We start from the raw sequence: 15,611 nt of genomic DNA on the forward strand, positions 1-15,611 counted from the left end.
GCCGGCCCCTCTCGGGGCCGGCCGTCGATCAGCCGGTGAAGGTCGGCGTGGCCCGCACGGGCTGTGCTGCCGCCGACTTGGTCACCGTCTTCGTCGGCGTGGTCACCGGGGTCGTGTCCGGTGTCGTGTCCGGCGTGGTGTCCGTGGGGGCGGCGGCCCACGTGGCCGTCACCTCGTTGCTCTCCAACGCTCCGGCTTCGCGGTCCCACGTCGCCAGGATCGTGTCCGTTCCGATGCTCGTGCCCGTGTAGGTGAACGAGGCGGTGCCCGCAGCGTCGGTCACGGCACTTCCCGTCGACCCGGCGTGAGGACCGGTGAGGACCTCGAAGTCGATGGTCGCGTCGGCCACCGGCGAGTCGTCCAGCAGGACCGTCGCGGTCACCGTGTGCTCGTCGCCGACGGTGAGGTCAGCGGTCTCCGGAGCGAGGCTGACGGCACGGTCGACCTGCAGCGACTCCCCTCGGGCGATGACGTACTGATGTCCCGGCGTGCCGTCCGGTGCGCTGTAGGTGGCGCCTTCGTCGTAGCCGATCGCCAAGACCTCGAACGTGTCGGGGTATGCGTCGAATGCGTTGTGGACGGAGTTGCTCCAGTTCGAGAGATCGGCGCCGGTCAGCGTGCCCATCGCGGGATGGGTGGCCACGATCCGCACGTCGTTCAAGGAGGGAAGCTCGTTGCCGGCGACTGCGTTGAAGCCGCCGCCGTCGATCCCGTCGAACGCCGGCACCGGGCCGGTGTCGAAGTGGTAGTAGCAACTGGTCGTGGCGTAGAGGCCGGTCGAGCCAGCGACGTCGGCGGCGAACGCAACGCCCTGCTCGACGAGCGCCCGGGCCCCGGCGGTGGAGTGGTACACCGGGTCGGAGCCGATCATGATGATGTTGCCGTCGACCTCGGGGCCCCACACCCCGGAGTTCGCGGCGACCGGAGCGAGGACCGACACGTCGGTCGAGCAGCTGGGATCGCCGAGGATGATCACCTGGTACGCCGCGAAGTCGGCAGCGGTCAACGCCGCCCACTCTGCGGCGTCGACGAGATCGACAGCGAGCCCGAGCGCTTCGGCAGCGTCGGCTTCGAGGCTGTCGACACCGCCGGTGACGGTGGTCGAGAGGATCAGCGCACGGCCGGGACCGGCGCCGGCGTCGTTGCCGACCACCAACATCCCCCACGCCATCATGGCGAGGAAGAGGAACATCGCACCGGTACGCCGGCTCATTCGTGTCGTCGCGAAACCCATCGGTCCGCCCTTCGTTCAGGTGCCAGGGACCACCCCCGGACGGGGGAAAGCTACTGCGTCGAACGGCCGGTGAGTGGGAGAAGAACGGACGGCGAGATCGAACATCTACGGTCCGTCCATGGACCCGACCGTCGTCGCCATCCACATCGCCCCGGCGAGTCGGCTCCCGATGAAGTCGGTCGACGTCGTCGAGGCCGAAGCAGGCGTCGGGCTCGTCGGCGACCGCTACCACGGCACCCGCCACCGCCACGTCACCGTGCAGTCGGCGGCGGCGCTCGACGAAGCTGCGGCGTCGCTCGGCTCGCCGATCGACCCCGGCCACACCCGCCGCAACATCACCGTCTCCGGCGGCGACATCCCGACCAGACCCGGGAGCCGACTCCGCATCGGCGACGTCGACCTCGAGGTCGTCCGGGTCGCCGCCCCGTGCAAGCTCCTCGACGACGTCATCGGTACCGGCGCCCGCAAGGCCCTCCATGCGCGTGCTGGCTCGGTGTTCCGCCTGCTGACGTCGGGAACGATCCAGATCGGCGACGTCGTGTCGTTCGAGTCGGCCGACTGACTCGCCGCTACTCCGCCGTCGTCGAGACCACGTGCCCGGCCCGGTCGTAGGTGGTCCACGTCCCGGTCTTGTCGCCCTTCACGAAACTGCCCGTTCGCAGCAGCGAGCCGTCGGCTCGATACCAGTTCCAGCGGCCGTGCAGCCGCCCGTCCTTCATCTTCCCTTCGGCCTCGAGCGCGCCGTCACGCCGGTACACGCGCCGGGCACCATTCCGGACGTCGGCGAGTTCGGCGAGCCGTGCCGCCACGAGCTCGCGCACCAAACCGACCGGCAACCGCTCGCCCAACCCGAACTTGAGCCCGCCCTTCGATGTCTCGTAGTGGTCGGGGGCGACCCGATCGACCACCGAGCCGCTGGCCCCGAAGTAGGTGCAGTGGTTCGACGAACGCCTCGTAGTGCGCGACGTTCTTGCCGCCCAGCATGACCGTGGGCATGCCGTACTTGATGCCCTCGTCGGCGTGGGGCAGCACCTTTCGCAACGTGGCCCGCAACGGCGTCAGCGTGTCGCGTCGGACCGGATCGAGGGCTTCCAGGTGCGCGTCGACCGCAGCTGCTCCCTCGGCCGATGGTTCGTGTCGAAACGTGAGGCCGACGTCGGCCAACGCCCGCGTCGCCGGCGCACCGATCGCTCGCGGCAGGGTCACGTCCACGTCCGCGCACTGTACGGGTGGTCGCACGTCGGTTCAGGCAATCGAGCGCTGGCGCTCGAGGAAGGCGCGCTCGGTCGGGTTGCTGCACAACTCGATGGCCCGGTCGTACGCGACCTGCGCCTCGACGCGCCGTCCCGCACGGGCCAACAGATCCGCACGTGCCGCGTGGAACGGCTGATACTCCACCAGGGCGTCGACGTCGATTGCCTCCAGCGCATCGAGTCCGGCGGCGGCCCCGTCCACCTCACCGACGGCGACGGCGCGGTTGAGCGCCACGACCGGCGTCGCACGTCGAGCGAGGAGTTGGTCGTAGAGCGCCACGATCTGACCCCAGTCCGTGGCGGCGGCCGAGTCGGCGTCGGCGTGCACGGCGGCGATGGCGGCTTGGATCTGGAACGGGCCGGGTGCGTTGCGTCGCAGACACGCCCGGACCAAGGCGTGGCCTTCGGCGATGAGTCCCGCGTCCCACAGCGAGCGGTCCTGATCGGCCAGGCGGACCATCGACCCGTCGGCCGCGGTGCGGGCGGGGCGACGCGCCTCGGTCAACAGCATCAGCGCCATCAGCCCGGTTGCCTCGGGCTCGTCGGGCAGGAGTTCGGTGAGCATCCGTCCCAGGCGGATCGCCTCCGCGGACAGGTCGGTCCGCGTCAGCGTGGAACCGGACGTCGCGGTGTGGCCCTCGGTGAAGATCAGGTAGACGGCGGCGAGCACGGCGTGGAGCCGATCGGGCAGCTCGGCATCGCGGGGCACTCGGTAGGCGGCGTGGTTGTCGCGCAGTTTGCGCTTGGCCCGGACCATCCGCTGGGCCATGGTCGCCTCGGGAACGACGAAGGCCCGGGCGATCTCGGGCGTCTCGAGTCCGCCGAGCAGCCGCAACGTCAGGGCCACCTGGGCGTCGGCGGCGAGCGCCGGGTGACAGCACAGGAACATCAGTCGGAGTTGGTCGTCGGGGACGACGTCGACGAACGCGTCGAGTTCGTCGAAGACGGGATCGGGGTCCGGGTCGGGGTGCATGGTGTCGTGCTGCAGTCGGTGGGCGGCGAGGTGGCGTCGGTCGCGGGTCGATTCGCGTCGCAACCGGTCGATGGCCCGGTTGCGGGCGGTGGTCGTGATCCACCCGCCGGGGTTCGGCGGCACGCCCTTCGTGGGCCACTGCTCGGACGCGACGACGAACGCCTCCGCGACCGAGTCCTCGGCGAGGTCGATGTCGCCGAGGACACGGATCAGGGTGGCGGTGCAGCGGCCGACCTCCCGGCGGAAGATCGTCGCCAGCTCGTCGGCCGGTTCGCGCAAGCCGGTTACTCCGTCTGCATCGGCCGGAGCTCGACGGGGGCTTCGCAGGCGGCGGCGCACTTGGCGGTCCACTCGAGGGCGGTGTCGAGGTCGGGGACCTCGATGACCCAGAAGCCGCCCATCTGTTCCTTGGTCTCGGCGAAGGGGCCGTCGGTCATCGACACGTCGCCGTCGGTGACCCGCACCACGGTGGCGGTCGACTGCGGCTGGAGGCCGGCGCCGAACACCCACACGCCGGTGGACTCCATCTCCTCGTTGACGGCACCGACCTGGCCGCCGATGCGTTGCATCTCGGGGTCGGACCAGTCGGCGTCGGCGTAGTCGTCGTCGTGGCAGACGGAAAGCATGAACTGGGGCATGGTGATCATTCTCCTTCGTGGGATCGGGTGGTTCAGCTGTGGGAGTGGCGGGCGAGGACGGGAAGGATGATCGCCGCGGCCAGCACGTGCAGGGCCACGAGGGCGACCTGGGAGCCGACGGAGTCGGGCAGGGCGATCGACGGCACGCACGACAGGGCGGTGAGCACCACCGACACCTGCACGAACCGCTGACGGGACCGGTCGCTCCAGCGGTTCAGGCCGGCGAGGATCAGGCCGCCGAGGACCGCGCCGACGAAGGTCATCTGGGCGAACCCCAGGATCGGGATCATCTCGCCCTCGATCTCGAACGAGACGCCGACGGCGTGGATCGCGGCCGCCGCTGCGGTGGTGACGGCAGCGCCGATCAGGCCGGACGTCACGGTGGCCCGGCGCAACGACGTGGACGTGGTCGTGGACGGCGCGGTGGTGGCCGGCGATTCGACGACGTCGGCAAGGGTGACGGACATGGGATCTCCTCGGTCTTCCTGCGACCCCGGGTGGGCCGCTCTCACCCTCTCCACGAACGGGACTGCCCGAATCGACAGGCAACCGAGAACATTCTCGATTCCTTCTCGATGTTGAGTAGTCGTCCGACGCGGATGAGTAGTCCGGATCAGTGCCACGCACCCGACAATTGCCCCATGCGATTCTCCCGACGGACCTTGGTGGCGACGATCAGCGGGCTGTTGCTCGGCGGGCTGCTGCTCGCCGGCTGCGGCGGCGACGACTCGGACGAGACGTCGGCCGACGACGCGATCGAGTCGGTGACGGACGACGGCGCGTCGGACGACGGCGCGTCGGACTCGGGCGACGGCGACACCGGCGACGACTCGGTCTCCCAGGACATCAGCGCCGAGCTGCCCGACGACTTCCCCGACGCCGTCTATCTCCCCGACGGATACCGACTCCTCGACGTCACCGAACAGAGCGCCGGCGACCGGACGGCGTACATCGTGAACATCGGTGCCGGCAACGACTTCGACAGTCTGGAGGCGGAGCTCCGCGACGCCTACGACGTCGAGCCCGAAGTGAACGAGCAGGAAGCCTTCTCGGCGTTCAGCTTCCAAGGAGTCGATGGACTCGACATCCGGTACACCTTCGGGCCCGAGCAGTCCCCCGACGGTGACCTCTCGGTCCTGATGCACGTGACCCCGGCCGCCGGCTGAGCGCGACCGAGGCCGGCCGGCCTCCATCATCGGCCGACTCCGTCGTACGATCTGCGCCGTGCCCCGCTACGACTACCGCTGCGCCACCTGCGACGACACCTTCGAGGTCCGCCGGTCGATGACCGACGACTCGCCGGTCCGTTGCCCCGACGGCCACGCCGACGTGAAGCGACTGCTGTCGGTGTTCGCGTCGGTCGGTGCCAGCAGCGGGAGTGACGCGGCCCCGATGTCCGCCCCGTCGATGGGTGGCGGTTGTTGCGGCGGCGCCTGCGGTTGCGGCTGACGCCGATCACTCGTCGAGCGTGAACCGCAGTCGCCCGTTGGCTTCGTCGCCGTCGCGGAAGAAGCGTTCGGCCTGGCGGGCGATGGCCCGGATCAAGACGTAGTTGCCACCGCCGCCGATCGCTGCGCCGAACCCGAACGGCAACGCCCGACCCAGCGCGACCGCGCCGCGGCTCGTGCCGTAGCGGGCGATCAACCGGCGGGCGATCGACCGGTTGATCCGACGCAAGATCTCGCTCGGGATGGCCTGTCCCGCCAGGCCGCCGATGCCCGCTTCCTTCGCCAGCATCGACACGTTCTTGTCGGCGGATCGGCCGAAGGCGAGCACGGCGAGGAGCCACAGCCGACGTTCCTCGACCCGCGCTTCGGTGTGCCCGTAGGCGGCGGCGATCGACAGGATCAGGTCGCCGGCGCGCGCCGTGAACCAGCCGAGGTCGGCCGCGGTCGTGCTCAGCGACGCCACCGTCCCGACGCCCGGCACGGCCGACGTCCCGCCGGTGACCGCGCCAACGGCCGCCACCTCGCGGGCGAATCGTCGGGTCAGTACCTCCACACGCTCCGAAGGTGATCCCTCCAGGCCGGCCGTCCGGCGCTTGGCGGCGTCCCACCGATGCTCGACCGCTCGGTCGACGGCGTCGAGCACCGTCCCCACCGGGCCGCTGGACGTCAGCTCGGCGTCGTCACTCACCGGCGACGCACCGGAACGATGATCGCTGTCGCAGACGCCTCCACGACGGCCGACCCTACGTCGGGGCGCGACGTGTTCCCGGGCCACGCCGAGTTCAGTTGTCCGCCGCGCTGGCGTCCGTCGACGGCGCGAAGGGTGCGTACCAGACCCACTGGGCATGCTCGCCCGTCGGCCCGCGGTACCGCACGTCGGTCGGCGGCGACTTCGACGGAGGCCGAGCAACCGATGACCCGTCGAGCATCCGCCCGCTCGCATCGGTGACCCTCACCGCATCGCCCGGTCCACGGATCGTGATCAGGCCCCGGTGGTGGAGTCGATGGTGGTGTGCACAGACCAGCGCGAGATTCCAGAGCTCGGTCGGCCCACCGTCTTCCCAGTGCACGAGATGGTGCGCGTGCAACCCACGACTCGAACCACAGCCCGCCACCACGCAGGTCCGGTCCCGGTGTTCCAAGGCCCGGCGCAGCCGCCGCGAGATCTCCCGCGTGTCGCGACCGCAGCCGATGGGCTTGCCGTCGCGCTCGAACCACACCTCGTACTTCGCGTCACACGACAGGTAGCGCCGTTCGGCCTCGGACAACATCGGCCCGAGATGCAGCGAGCCGGCCGGCGAGTCGACGTCGACGTGCAGCACCACCGTCGTGCGATGCCCGTGTGGGCGAGCGGCGACGTCGGCATCCCAGCCGAGCGAGACCAGTCGCACGAACGCGTCGGCCGCGGTCGGGAACGGCGGGGCCGACTCCGACGCCGAGCCGTCGCGAGACTCGTGGTCGCGCCGCCATTCGGCCACCAGCGCGTCGAGGTGTGACTGCAGCGCTGCGTCGAACACGGCCGCCTCGACGTGCGGCAACTGGATCCGCCACGTCGCGAACTCGTCGTCGGTGATCTTGGTGACCGACCGCTCGGGCGAGGGGCGCGGATCGGGCGCCGGACGAGGGGCGAACCGCAATGCGGTCCGCAGCTGCGCCACCGTGGCCGACTGCGCCAGCTCGGCGTAGTGGGCGTCGGAACCGTCGACGGCACGTTCGGCCACGGTCGCCACCTGGTCGAGCGACAACTCGCCCCGTCGCAACCCGTCGACGCACTGCGGGAACTCGGACGCCCGCCGAGCCACCGCTGCGACACCACGGGCATGGACCGGCGACGAACCCGTCTTCCACGCCACGCACGACTCGAGCGAGCGGGCACCCGTCACCGCCCACAATTCGTCGCGATCGAGCTCGGCCACCACGTCGACGATCTGCGCGTCGATCGCATTGCGCTGCCCCTGCAGCTCGGCCAGCCGGTCGAACAACACGTCGACGCGCGCCTCCCGGGTGGGCTCGATGGTGGGGGCTGCGGACATGGATCGATCATCGCACGACCCCTCTGACAAGAACTCCGGTCTACGGTCCGGCCGATGGGATTTCTCGACCGCTTCAAGAAGGGCGACGGCGAGGCGAACGAGCCGGCCGCCGTGGTCCCGGACCGCTGGGACGGCAGTGCGATCGACTGGTCGGCCGCCGGCGTTCCCGACGACGCCGTCGACCTCGCCACCGAGATTGCCGCCACGCCCGACTTCGGCGTCGACCCGAGCGACGAGGACGGGTTCCGCTGGCTGGTGGCGTTGTTCGACGATGTCCGTGGCCTGGTCGGCGACCCTGCGATCGAGGCGCTCCCGGCGTGGCTCGAGTCGTCGCCCGATGTCGATCGCGCCGAGTCGTTCGACCGAGAGCTCGTCCACGTCAGCGGCACGGTCGAGCGCCACGAACTCGCCGTGCGCGTCGTGAGCCGCCTCGCGGCCACCGCCGATCCGACCTATTGGGACGACGCCACACCCTGACGGTCGCCGCGATCGACTTCCTCGGCGGGGCCCGTCAGATGGTCGACGTCAGCGTGCCCAGCACCGCCGTCGCTGCGGCGATGGCACCGAGCGTCCACGCCTGTTGGCGACGGAACCCTTCGGCCATCTCGACGCGCACCGCAGCGAGTCCACCCACGAGGTCGGTGCGTAGCTCGCCCATGTCCCCACGCAACTCCCCCATCTCCCCACGCAACTCGCCCATGTCCCCACGCAACTTCCCCATCTCCCCGCGAAACTCCCCCATCTCCCCACGCAACTCGGCCCGCAGCTCGCCCATCTCCCCGCGGAGCTCCGCCCCCAGCTCGCCCATCTCCCCGCGGAGCTCCGCCCGCAGCTCGCCCACCTCCTGCCGGAACTCGGCCCGTAGCTCGCCCATCTCCTCCCGGAACGCGCTGCGGGTGAGCGCGAGTTCGGCGCGCAGGTGGTCCTTGGTGACCAACTCGTCAGCTTCGACGGACGGGAACTCGGACATGAGGGCGTTGGCGTCGTCCTCGCCGAGGAGCGGGACGAACTTGTCGTAGATCGACGAACGATGGCGAGCGTCGAGGGCCATGGAGGTTCCTTCGGGACAGATCTCGAAGGGGAAGTGCATTCCAGAGTATCCCTGCCCTCCGACAGGAGCCGGGCCGCCGCTCCCGGAGCGCATGTCACATCCTTCCGGTACCCAATGGTGAGGCCCGACGTGGGATCGGACCCGGGCGAGAGGGCACATCATGGAGTCGAGGACGCTTCACCTGCTCGACGTCGAGTACCTGGGCTGCGGGCCGACGCTGTCGGCCGGCGACCTCAGCCGAGTGCTCGACCGCTACCGGCCTCGGGTCGACTGGCACGTCGGCGACATCCTGATCGGCGCCGCCTCGACGTGGACGTACACCCGGATCGCCTTCGATTGCCCGCGCGGGCTGCGACTGCTCCCCGCCGGTGGCGGACCCGACGCCGCCGACCTCCGGCTCATCGACGAAGCCCACGTGATCGACCTCACCCGCTACGACCGGGTCGTCATCGCCAGCGGCGACCACGCCTTCGCCGACCTGGCCGGCGAGATCCACCAACTCGAGCTCGAGGTCTGGGCCGCCGGCTACTCGTTCAACACCAGCCGGCAACTGCGAGCCGCTGTCGACCGTGTCGTCGAACTCGACGACTACGGGCTGGCGGCATGACCACGACGACTCAGAAGATCGCCGTCAGCGTCCCCAACGCCGCCGTCGACGCGGCGATCATCCCGACGAGCCACGCCTGCAGGCGACGAAAGCCGTCGGCCATGTTCACGCGCCGTAGGCCTGCCCGTCGGAGCGCGACGGCGGGAGTCAGCCGAGGCGGACGGCGGCGAAGACAAGCCCCACAAGGGTGGCGTTGCTGGCCACCATCTCGAAGAACAGCTTCGTGAGGAGTTCGCCCTCGAGTCTCGCCAACTCACTGCGAAGCTCAGCCTTCGTGACGATGTCGCCCCATCCGACTGGGAGCAGTAGGTCCATCATGATCGCGGCCTTCGCCGGAAGTTCGGTCACGTTCATGGTCGCACCTCCGACGAGAGAACGGAAGGGCCTCGCCGGCACCGAGTCGAGTCATGGACCCGACGGTCACGCGTTCAAGCAGATCGACGAATTGCCGATACTTGTCGGGGTACGGGCGCCAGCGAATGGTGGAGAGATCGGTGGAAGAGAAGACGCTGCGGCTGCGGTGGCCAGCGACATGCGCAGCATGTGGCGCGGATCTCCCGGCCGGGACCCAGGCACGATGGAGCGGAGTAGCCAAGGTCGCTCGTTGCATGACGTGCGCCGACAGCGACGACGCGTCGGTGACTGCAGGCAACACCGAGGTGCCACCCATGGTGGAGGCCCCGCCAACCCCACCACCTTTACCTCCGCCACCCCCACCGCCCCTCGACTCCGGAGCCGCAGGCGCATCGGCCCGACGGGAACACCACAAGCGCGCCGAGCGCGAGCGGGCCCGAAAGCAGGCGAAGATCGACGAGGACCGCGAGTGGCGTGAGCGTGTGAAGGCGAAACGACCGGTTCTCGGCCGAGTCGCCGCCGCGTTCACCGAGAAGCCGCAGATGACACCCGAGTCGACGTCGACCAAGGTCTGGGCCACCGGAGCGGACGGCGAGAAGCGGGTGGCCGAGGTGCTTGGCCAGGCGAATGTCGTCGCACTCCACGACCGCGGCATCCCGGGGTCGAGAGCCAACATCGACCACATCGCCGTCGGGCCGTCAGGCGTCTTCGTGATCGATGCCAAGAAGTACACGGGCAAGGTCGAGCGGCGAGACGTCGGCAGCTTCTTCAAGGTCGACGAACGGCTCTACGTCCGCGGCCGCGACAGAACCAAGCTGGTGGAAGGCGTGAAGCGCCAGTGCAGCGTCGTGCGGGACGCGCTGGGCGATACCGGATCGGACATCACCGTTCACGGCGTGCTGTGCTTCGTCGGGGCGGAGTGGCCGGGCGGCATCCTGCGGACGAAGCCGATCACCATCGGCCACGTTCGCTGCACATGGCCACGGGGTCTGACCAAGCTCGTGTCGATCGACGGCCCGCACGATCACGCATGGATGTCCGAGATCGGGCGACGGCTCGCCGAAGCGCTTCCGCCGGCGTAGCGCTTCGTGTCACGGGTCTTCACCGATCCGTTTCGTATTGCGGTCAGGTTCTGTCCGCACCACTTGCGATGGTGACTTCACGTCCCACCACCGGGACGCCCACCACAGACACCGAGGCAGGAGCGATTCCAATGGACATGAGACTCGAGCTCGTCAGGATCCCCGTCACCGACGTCGACCGCGCCAAGGCCTTCTACGTCGACGCCGGTTTCGTGTGCGACCACGACGAGACCGTCCACGAAGGCCTTCGCTTCGTGCAGCTGACGCCGCCCGGCTCGGCATGTTCGATCGCGTTCGGCGTCGGTATCAGCGACTCCGAGCCGGGCTCGGTCAAAGGTCTGTTGATGGTCATCGACGATGCGGTGAAGGCACACGAGGTCCTCTCCGCGCGCGGCATCGATGTCAGCGACGTCGACCACCAGGAGTGGGGCGAGTTCCTCTACTTCGCCGATCCCGACGGCAACACCTGGGCGCTGCAAGAACTGCCCGCGCGCTAGGGCCCGGGCTCCGCCTCGGGCCTACAAGTACTGCCCCACCGACACCGCCACTTCGTCGTCGGCCGGCTCGACCTCCGGCTCGGCCCTCTGAGCGAACGACGCCCGCATCCCGGCCGTGACCAGGCCGGACATGAGCTCGACGGTCTCCTCCATCTCGGTCATGGCGCTGGCGGCGCCGGGCCAGTCGCTGCTGTGGGATCGACGGCGGATGCGGTCGGCTTGACGGGCGACCTCGAGTGAGAGCCCGTTGACGAGGGCGGGGATGTGGGCGGGATCGACGACGGTCGACGGTGACAAGGGCGGTGCTCCGATCGAACGGGATGGGGATCCGGGTATCCGGACGCCGTGACAACGCGTCGGACGCCTGCCTTGTTCCCGATCCGACGATCAACCCAGCGGTCTACAACCAGCGCCCGCTCCGACCTGTCTCACCGGAGTCGCCACCGATGCGCACAGCTAGATCATGTTCTGGCGATGGTCCGAAGAGCCGGTGCAGGTCCGAGTCCCTCGGCCCGAAGGTGTTTCGCGTGCCGTGGGTCGACTTTCGACGAAGGAAGGGCGGCCTGGAGCGCATCGAGCGCGGCTTCGACGAGCGACGTCCCCGCTGCAGTGCCCGTTCTGGGACAACGCCTACCGTGAATCTCTCCATTCTCGTCGATCTTCGGGGGGGGGAAGGGACGGGACGGTACCTGCCAGGTTCACGGGTGGCTGAGGAGCCAGCGCAAGCAAGACCCGGCTCGTCTGGGGCTAGCTTTCGTTCACACATGGCGGATCGGCGACGGCAGTGACTTCACCATTCTTCGAAATTCCTCAGACCAAGTGGATCGCCCAGAACCGGTCCGGCTTCGCGATCCTCGACAAGTTCCCTGTCTCCAAGGGGCATGCGCTGGTGATCCCACGCCGGCTCATCGCCACTTGGTGGGAGGCCGGAGCCGAGGAACGAGCGGACCTGCTCGCACTCGTGGACGACGTCCGCTCCATTCTCGACGAGCGCCACGAGCCTGACGGCTACAACATCGGGATCAATAGCGGAGCTGCCGCCGGGCAAACCGTCGACCACCTCCACGTGCACGTCATCCCTCGGTACACCGGTGACGTCGACGATCCTCGAGGCGGCGTTCGCCATGTCATCCCCGCTCTCGGCAACTACCTCGAAGCGAACGCGCCGGCCGAGTCGCCGCTGCTTGATGGCGTCGATAGAACACTCAAACTCGAATTGCTCCGCGCCATCATCAACCCGTCGCACGACCAGATCGATCTGATCGTCAGCTTCATCATGAAGTCCGGGTTGGGGATCATCGACCGTCATCTCGACGAAGCCATCGAACGCGGCACGCAACTACGGGTACTGACAACCGACTATCTCGACGTCACCGACCCTGACGCGCTGGCCCGTCTGCTCGACCTACACGAGATCCACGGCAACAAGGTGCAGGTGCGGATCTTCTCGGAGCCGGGGCGTTCGTTCCATCCCAAGGCGTATCTGTTCCACTCGAGCGAAGGGCTGTCTTCCAAGGGGTTCCTCGGCTCCAGCAACCTCAGCAGGTCAGGTATCGACGGCGGCGTCGAATGGAACCTCGTCGTCAACGAGACCACTCCACTGCGCGAATCGTTTGAACAGATCTGGTCGCACCCCCACACCAGCGCGCTCGACCACGGCTGGCTGGCTGACTACCGGCAACGGCGTCAAACGTTGCCAGCGGGAGCGACCGAGCTTCCCACGATCGGCGTGACGCCCGAGCCAGTACAACAACCCGTCGAACCACGAGAGCTACAGAAGCAGGCACTTGCCGCTCTCGAGGCGACTCGCCTCGCCGGCCACGCCGCCGGTCTCGTGGTCATGGCCACCGGTCTTGGCAAGACGTGGGTGGCTGCGTTCGACACGGCCCGCCCGGAGTTCCGTCGGGTGCTGTTCATCGCTCACCGGGAGGAGATCCTGAACCAGAGCCTTATGGCGTTCCGCCAGGTGCGGCCCGACGCTCAGCTCGGCAAGTTCACGGGATCCGAGAAGCGGCCCGATGCCGACGTGGTGTTCGCCAGCGTGCAGACGCTCACCAACCGTCTTCACGAGTTCGACCCGGAGGAGTTCGACTACGTCGTGGTCGATGAGTTCCACCACGCCGCGGCCCACACCTATCGACGAGTGATCGACCACTTCGACCCGTCATTCCTCCTCGGCCTGACTGCGACGCCCGAACGGATGGACGGTGCCGATCTGCTCGCCCTGTGCGGCGACAACCTCGTCTTCGAGTGCGACCTGGTCGAGGGCATCCGCCGCAAGGAACTCGTCCCCTTCCACTACGCAGGCATCGCGGACACCGTCGACTTCGATCCGATCCCGTGGCGCAACGGGAAGTTCGACACGGCGACACTGTCCCAAGCTGTGCAGACGAACGAGCGCGCACAACGGGCGTTCGACGAATGGGAGCAGCGCGGCGGTGAGCGAACGCTCGCCTTCTGTTGTACGACCGACCATGCCGACTTCATGGCCGCGTTCTTCCGAGACCAGGGTGTGCCGAGCGCGTCGGTCCACTCCGGGGCATCGTCCGACCCGCGCACCCGGTCGGTCGAAGACCTCACCGACGGGACCGTCCGAGTGCTGTTCGCCGTGGACATCTTCAACGAAGGCTTCGACCTCCCCGAGCTCGACACCGTCCTCATGCTTCGTCCCACGGAATCTCCGGTGATCTTCCTTCAACAGCTGGGCCGAGGACTCCGCCTCTCAGAGAGCAAGGCCCATCTCGAGGTCATTGACTTCATCGGCAACCACCGCTCGTTCCTCATGAAGCCGAGGGCGTTGCTGTCGCTCGGTCAGGCGTCGGAGCCCAGTCGTCGCGAGCTGGAGACCGCTATCCATGACCCGGAGTCGATCGAGCTCCCCGAGGGGTGCTCGGTCACATGGGACCTGGGCGCCGTCGACTTCTTTGCACAGCTACTCACGGTGCAGGGGAAGGCGGCCAACGCGCTCACCGAGTTCGTCCTCGACCACTTCGGCGAGACTGGTGTACGCCCGACAGCAGCGCAGGCGTTCCACTCGCGACTCAACGTCAACAGCGCGGCGAGCAGCGGTGGGTGGTTCGCGCTCCTTCGAGATCTCGAAGTGCTGACAGACGGTGAGCGCGCTGCCGTCGACGTTCTGGGTGCAATCCTCCGACAGATCGAGAAGGAACCACTGTCTCGCTCCTACAAGCTCGTGACACTCCGAGCGCTCCTCCACGACGACGCCCTCAGGACCGGTGCACCGGTCGAGCGGGTCGCCGAGGTTGCCCATCGGCTCGTCACCAGCGACCCGAGGCTCGTCACCGACGCCACCTCTGGATCGATGGACCCGACGTCAACCACACCGACGGCGTGGCTGGACTTCTGGCAGCGGAATCCGATCACCGCCTTGACGACCGAAGGGAAACGAACCGGCGACGCGCTCTTCCGCGTCGTCGGCGGCCGCTTCGAACCGACCTTCTCCGTTCCAGCGAACGTCGGCGCTGCGTTCGACGAACTGGTGGCGGAGCTCGTCGAGTATCGGATGGCGAAGTATCTCCAGGATGCGACCGCAGCGGCCAACACCATCCGACTTCGGGTCAGCCACACCCGCGGCAAGCCGATCCTGTTTCTCGATCGCAGGAAGCATCCGTCCACCCCGGAAGGGTCGACCCCCGTGATCGCCGACGGCCGGCGGCATGAACTGGACTTCGTGAAGATCGCCGTGAACGTCGCTCGTCGAGACCGGTCAGACGAGAACGTTCTGCCAGAGCTGTTGCGCGGATGGTTCGGAGAGAACGCCGGTCATCCCGGCACTGATCACACGGTCGTTCTACGAAACGAGTCGGGGCGATGGACGCTGAGCCCCACCGCGCCGCCGTCATCAGCACCTTCACCCCTCGTCGTTGACGGCGTCGAAATCGACGCCGTCGTGTCGATCACTGTGACGGACAAAAAGTCCGTGTCCGTCACCTTCGAGTCCGCCGGCGGCAAGAAGGGAACGCCGTCGGACCGGAACCCCGACTACGTCGTAGCCATCGAGGCGGTGCTAGAGCGGACCCGAGCTCTCGGCCTTTCCCTGTCGGACGCGTTCGTAGACTCTCAGCGGACCCGTGCACTGACGATAGATGAGCGCAGGCTCCAGCCGGAGGGCCAGAGCTTCCCGATCGAGCCGACGCACTACGGCGAGATCGTCGATCTTCGCAAGCGACTACTCAGACCGATGTCCCAGGTCGGACAAACTGGAGCCAAGAAGTCCAGTGGGAGTCAGCGCAAGAGAATGACGCTGCAATTCGTCAACTCATCTGTCCTCGACCATGACGAACTAATGCGCTCACTCCGGTTCGGCCCGGAGGAGGACCCGACTCAGGCAGTCTCACCGGCATAGTTCGTCTGGCCGGTGCTTGGCCTTCCTCTGTGTGTGGCCGACCTGCGCTCCAATGGCGAAGTTCCGGGCCACTGC

Annotated in this window: 18 protein-coding genes; 8 read left to right on the top strand and 10 right to left on the bottom strand. The window is 68.2% G+C overall.

What is annotated here, in order from left to right:
• Positions 1–28: 28 nt before the first annotated feature.
• Positions 29–1,213 (bottom strand): Ig-like domain-containing protein, encoded by a 1,185-nt coding sequence (locus AB8619_RS17055; RefSeq protein WP_436793828.1) that lies wholly within the window; start codon positions 1,211–1,213, stop codon positions 29–31.
• 139 nt (positions 1,214–1,352) lie between these two features.
• On the opposite strand from AB8619_RS17055, the gene AB8619_RS17060 reads away from it, so the two are divergent.
• Complete coding sequence (locus AB8619_RS17060) at positions 1,353–1,796, top strand: MOSC domain-containing protein (protein ID WP_436793829.1); 444 nt, start codon at positions 1,353–1,355, stop codon at positions 1,794–1,796.
• Between the two features lie 7 nt (positions 1,797–1,803).
• On the opposite strand, the gene AB8619_RS17065 is transcribed toward AB8619_RS17060, so the two are convergent.
• From AB8619_RS17065 to AB8619_RS17080, 4 genes are all read right to left on the bottom strand, one after another.
• Complete coding sequence (locus AB8619_RS17065; protein WP_436793830.1) at positions 1,804–2,142, bottom strand: toxin-antitoxin system YwqK family antitoxin; 339 nt, start codon at positions 2,140–2,142, stop codon at positions 1,804–1,806.
• 337 nt (positions 2,143–2,479) lie between these two features.
• Positions 2,480–3,739, bottom strand: a complete 1,260-nt coding sequence (locus tag AB8619_RS17070) for an RNA polymerase sigma factor (protein WP_436793831.1) — start codon at positions 3,737–3,739, stop codon at positions 2,480–2,482.
• Positions 3,740–3,744: 5 nt separating this feature from the next.
• Positions 3,745–4,098: a YciI family protein gene (locus AB8619_RS17075; RefSeq protein ID WP_436793832.1), complete on the bottom strand. Its 354-nt coding sequence runs from the start codon at positions 4,096–4,098 to the stop codon at positions 3,745–3,747.
• 32 nt (positions 4,099–4,130) lie between these two features.
• Entirely contained in the window at positions 4,131–4,565 is a 435-nt protein-coding gene (locus AB8619_RS17080; RefSeq protein WP_436793833.1) for a DUF6069 family protein, read from the bottom strand.
• A 174-nt stretch (positions 4,566–4,739) separates the two neighbouring features.
• Between AB8619_RS17080 and AB8619_RS17085 the strand changes: the two genes are divergently transcribed.
• Positions 4,740–5,264, top strand: coding sequence for a hypothetical protein (locus AB8619_RS17085; protein ID WP_436793834.1), 525 nt, complete (start codon positions 4,740–4,742; stop codon positions 5,262–5,264).
• 58 nt (positions 5,265–5,322) lie between these two features.
• Positions 5,323–5,547, top strand: a complete 225-nt coding sequence (locus AB8619_RS17090; RefSeq protein ID WP_436793835.1) for an FmdB family zinc ribbon protein — start codon at positions 5,323–5,325, stop codon at positions 5,545–5,547.
• A gap of 6 nt (positions 5,548–5,553) precedes the next feature.
• Here the strand turns inward: AB8619_RS17090 and AB8619_RS17095 are convergent, their stop codons facing one another.
• Together AB8619_RS17095 and AB8619_RS17100 are read right to left on the bottom strand one after the other, a co-directional pair.
• The gene (locus AB8619_RS17095) at positions 5,554–6,234 is read right to left on the bottom strand and encodes an EcsC family protein (RefSeq protein ID WP_436793836.1); all 681 of its coding nucleotides are present in this window, start codon (positions 6,232–6,234) and stop codon (positions 5,554–5,556) included.
• A gap of 94 nt (positions 6,235–6,328) precedes the next feature.
• Positions 6,329–7,579 carry a DUF222 domain-containing protein gene (locus tag AB8619_RS17100; RefSeq protein ID WP_436793837.1) on the bottom strand — a complete coding sequence of 417 codons (1,251 nt, stop codon included), beginning with the start codon at positions 7,577–7,579 and terminating at the stop codon, positions 6,329–6,331.
• Positions 7,580–7,633: 54 nt separating this feature from the next.
• Here AB8619_RS17100 and AB8619_RS17105 point away from each other — a divergent pair, with 54 nt between their 5' ends.
• Positions 7,634–8,056 carry a hypothetical protein gene (locus tag AB8619_RS17105; protein WP_436793838.1) on the top strand — a complete coding sequence of 141 codons (423 nt, stop codon included), beginning with the start codon at positions 7,634–7,636 and terminating at the stop codon, positions 8,054–8,056.
• Positions 8,057–8,090: 34 nt separating this feature from the next.
• Here AB8619_RS17105 and AB8619_RS17110 read toward each other — a convergent pair whose 3' ends face one another.
• On the bottom strand, positions 8,091–8,630 hold the full coding sequence (locus AB8619_RS17110) for a hypothetical protein (RefSeq protein ID WP_436793839.1): 540 nt from the start codon (positions 8,628–8,630) through the stop codon (positions 8,091–8,093).
• Between the two features lie 160 nt (positions 8,631–8,790).
• Here AB8619_RS17110 and AB8619_RS17115 point away from each other — a divergent pair, with 160 nt between their 5' ends.
• On the top strand, positions 8,791–9,237 hold the full coding sequence (locus AB8619_RS17115; protein ID WP_436793840.1) for an NYN domain-containing protein: 447 nt from the start codon (positions 8,791–8,793) through the stop codon (positions 9,235–9,237).
• Positions 9,238–9,384: 147 nt separating this feature from the next.
• Here the strand turns inward: AB8619_RS17115 and AB8619_RS17120 are convergent, their stop codons facing one another.
• Complete coding sequence (locus tag AB8619_RS17120) at positions 9,385–9,591, bottom strand: hypothetical protein (RefSeq protein WP_436793841.1); 207 nt, start codon at positions 9,589–9,591, stop codon at positions 9,385–9,387.
• 254 nt (positions 9,592–9,845) lie between these two features.
• Between AB8619_RS17120 and AB8619_RS17125 the strand changes: the two genes are divergently transcribed.
• On the top strand, positions 9,846–10,673 hold the full coding sequence (locus AB8619_RS17125) for a nuclease-related domain-containing protein (RefSeq protein ID WP_436793842.1): 828 nt from the start codon (positions 9,846–9,848) through the stop codon (positions 10,671–10,673).
• A 131-nt stretch (positions 10,674–10,804) separates the two neighbouring features.
• The gene (locus AB8619_RS17130) at positions 10,805–11,170 is read left to right on the top strand and encodes a VOC family protein (RefSeq protein ID WP_436793843.1); all 366 of its coding nucleotides are present in this window, start codon (positions 10,805–10,807) and stop codon (positions 11,168–11,170) included.
• Between the two features lie 21 nt (positions 11,171–11,191).
• Here the strand turns inward: AB8619_RS17130 and AB8619_RS17135 are convergent, their stop codons facing one another.
• Positions 11,192–11,467: a hypothetical protein gene (locus tag AB8619_RS17135; protein ID WP_436793844.1), complete on the bottom strand. Its 276-nt coding sequence runs from the start codon at positions 11,465–11,467 to the stop codon at positions 11,192–11,194.
• Positions 11,468–11,954: 487 nt separating this feature from the next.
• Here AB8619_RS17135 and AB8619_RS17140 point away from each other — a divergent pair, with 487 nt between their 5' ends.
• A complete protein-coding gene (locus AB8619_RS17140) occupies positions 11,955–15,536 on the top strand; it encodes a DEAD/DEAH box helicase family protein (protein WP_436793845.1) in 3,582 nt (1,193 codons plus the stop codon).
• Positions 15,537–15,611: the final 75 nt, after the last annotated feature.

The organism is Actinospongiicola halichondriae, from assembly GCF_049103745.1.
Classification (GTDB): domain Bacteria; phylum Actinomycetota; class Acidimicrobiia; order Acidimicrobiales; family Salinilacustritrichaceae; genus Salinilacustrithrix; species Salinilacustrithrix halichondriae.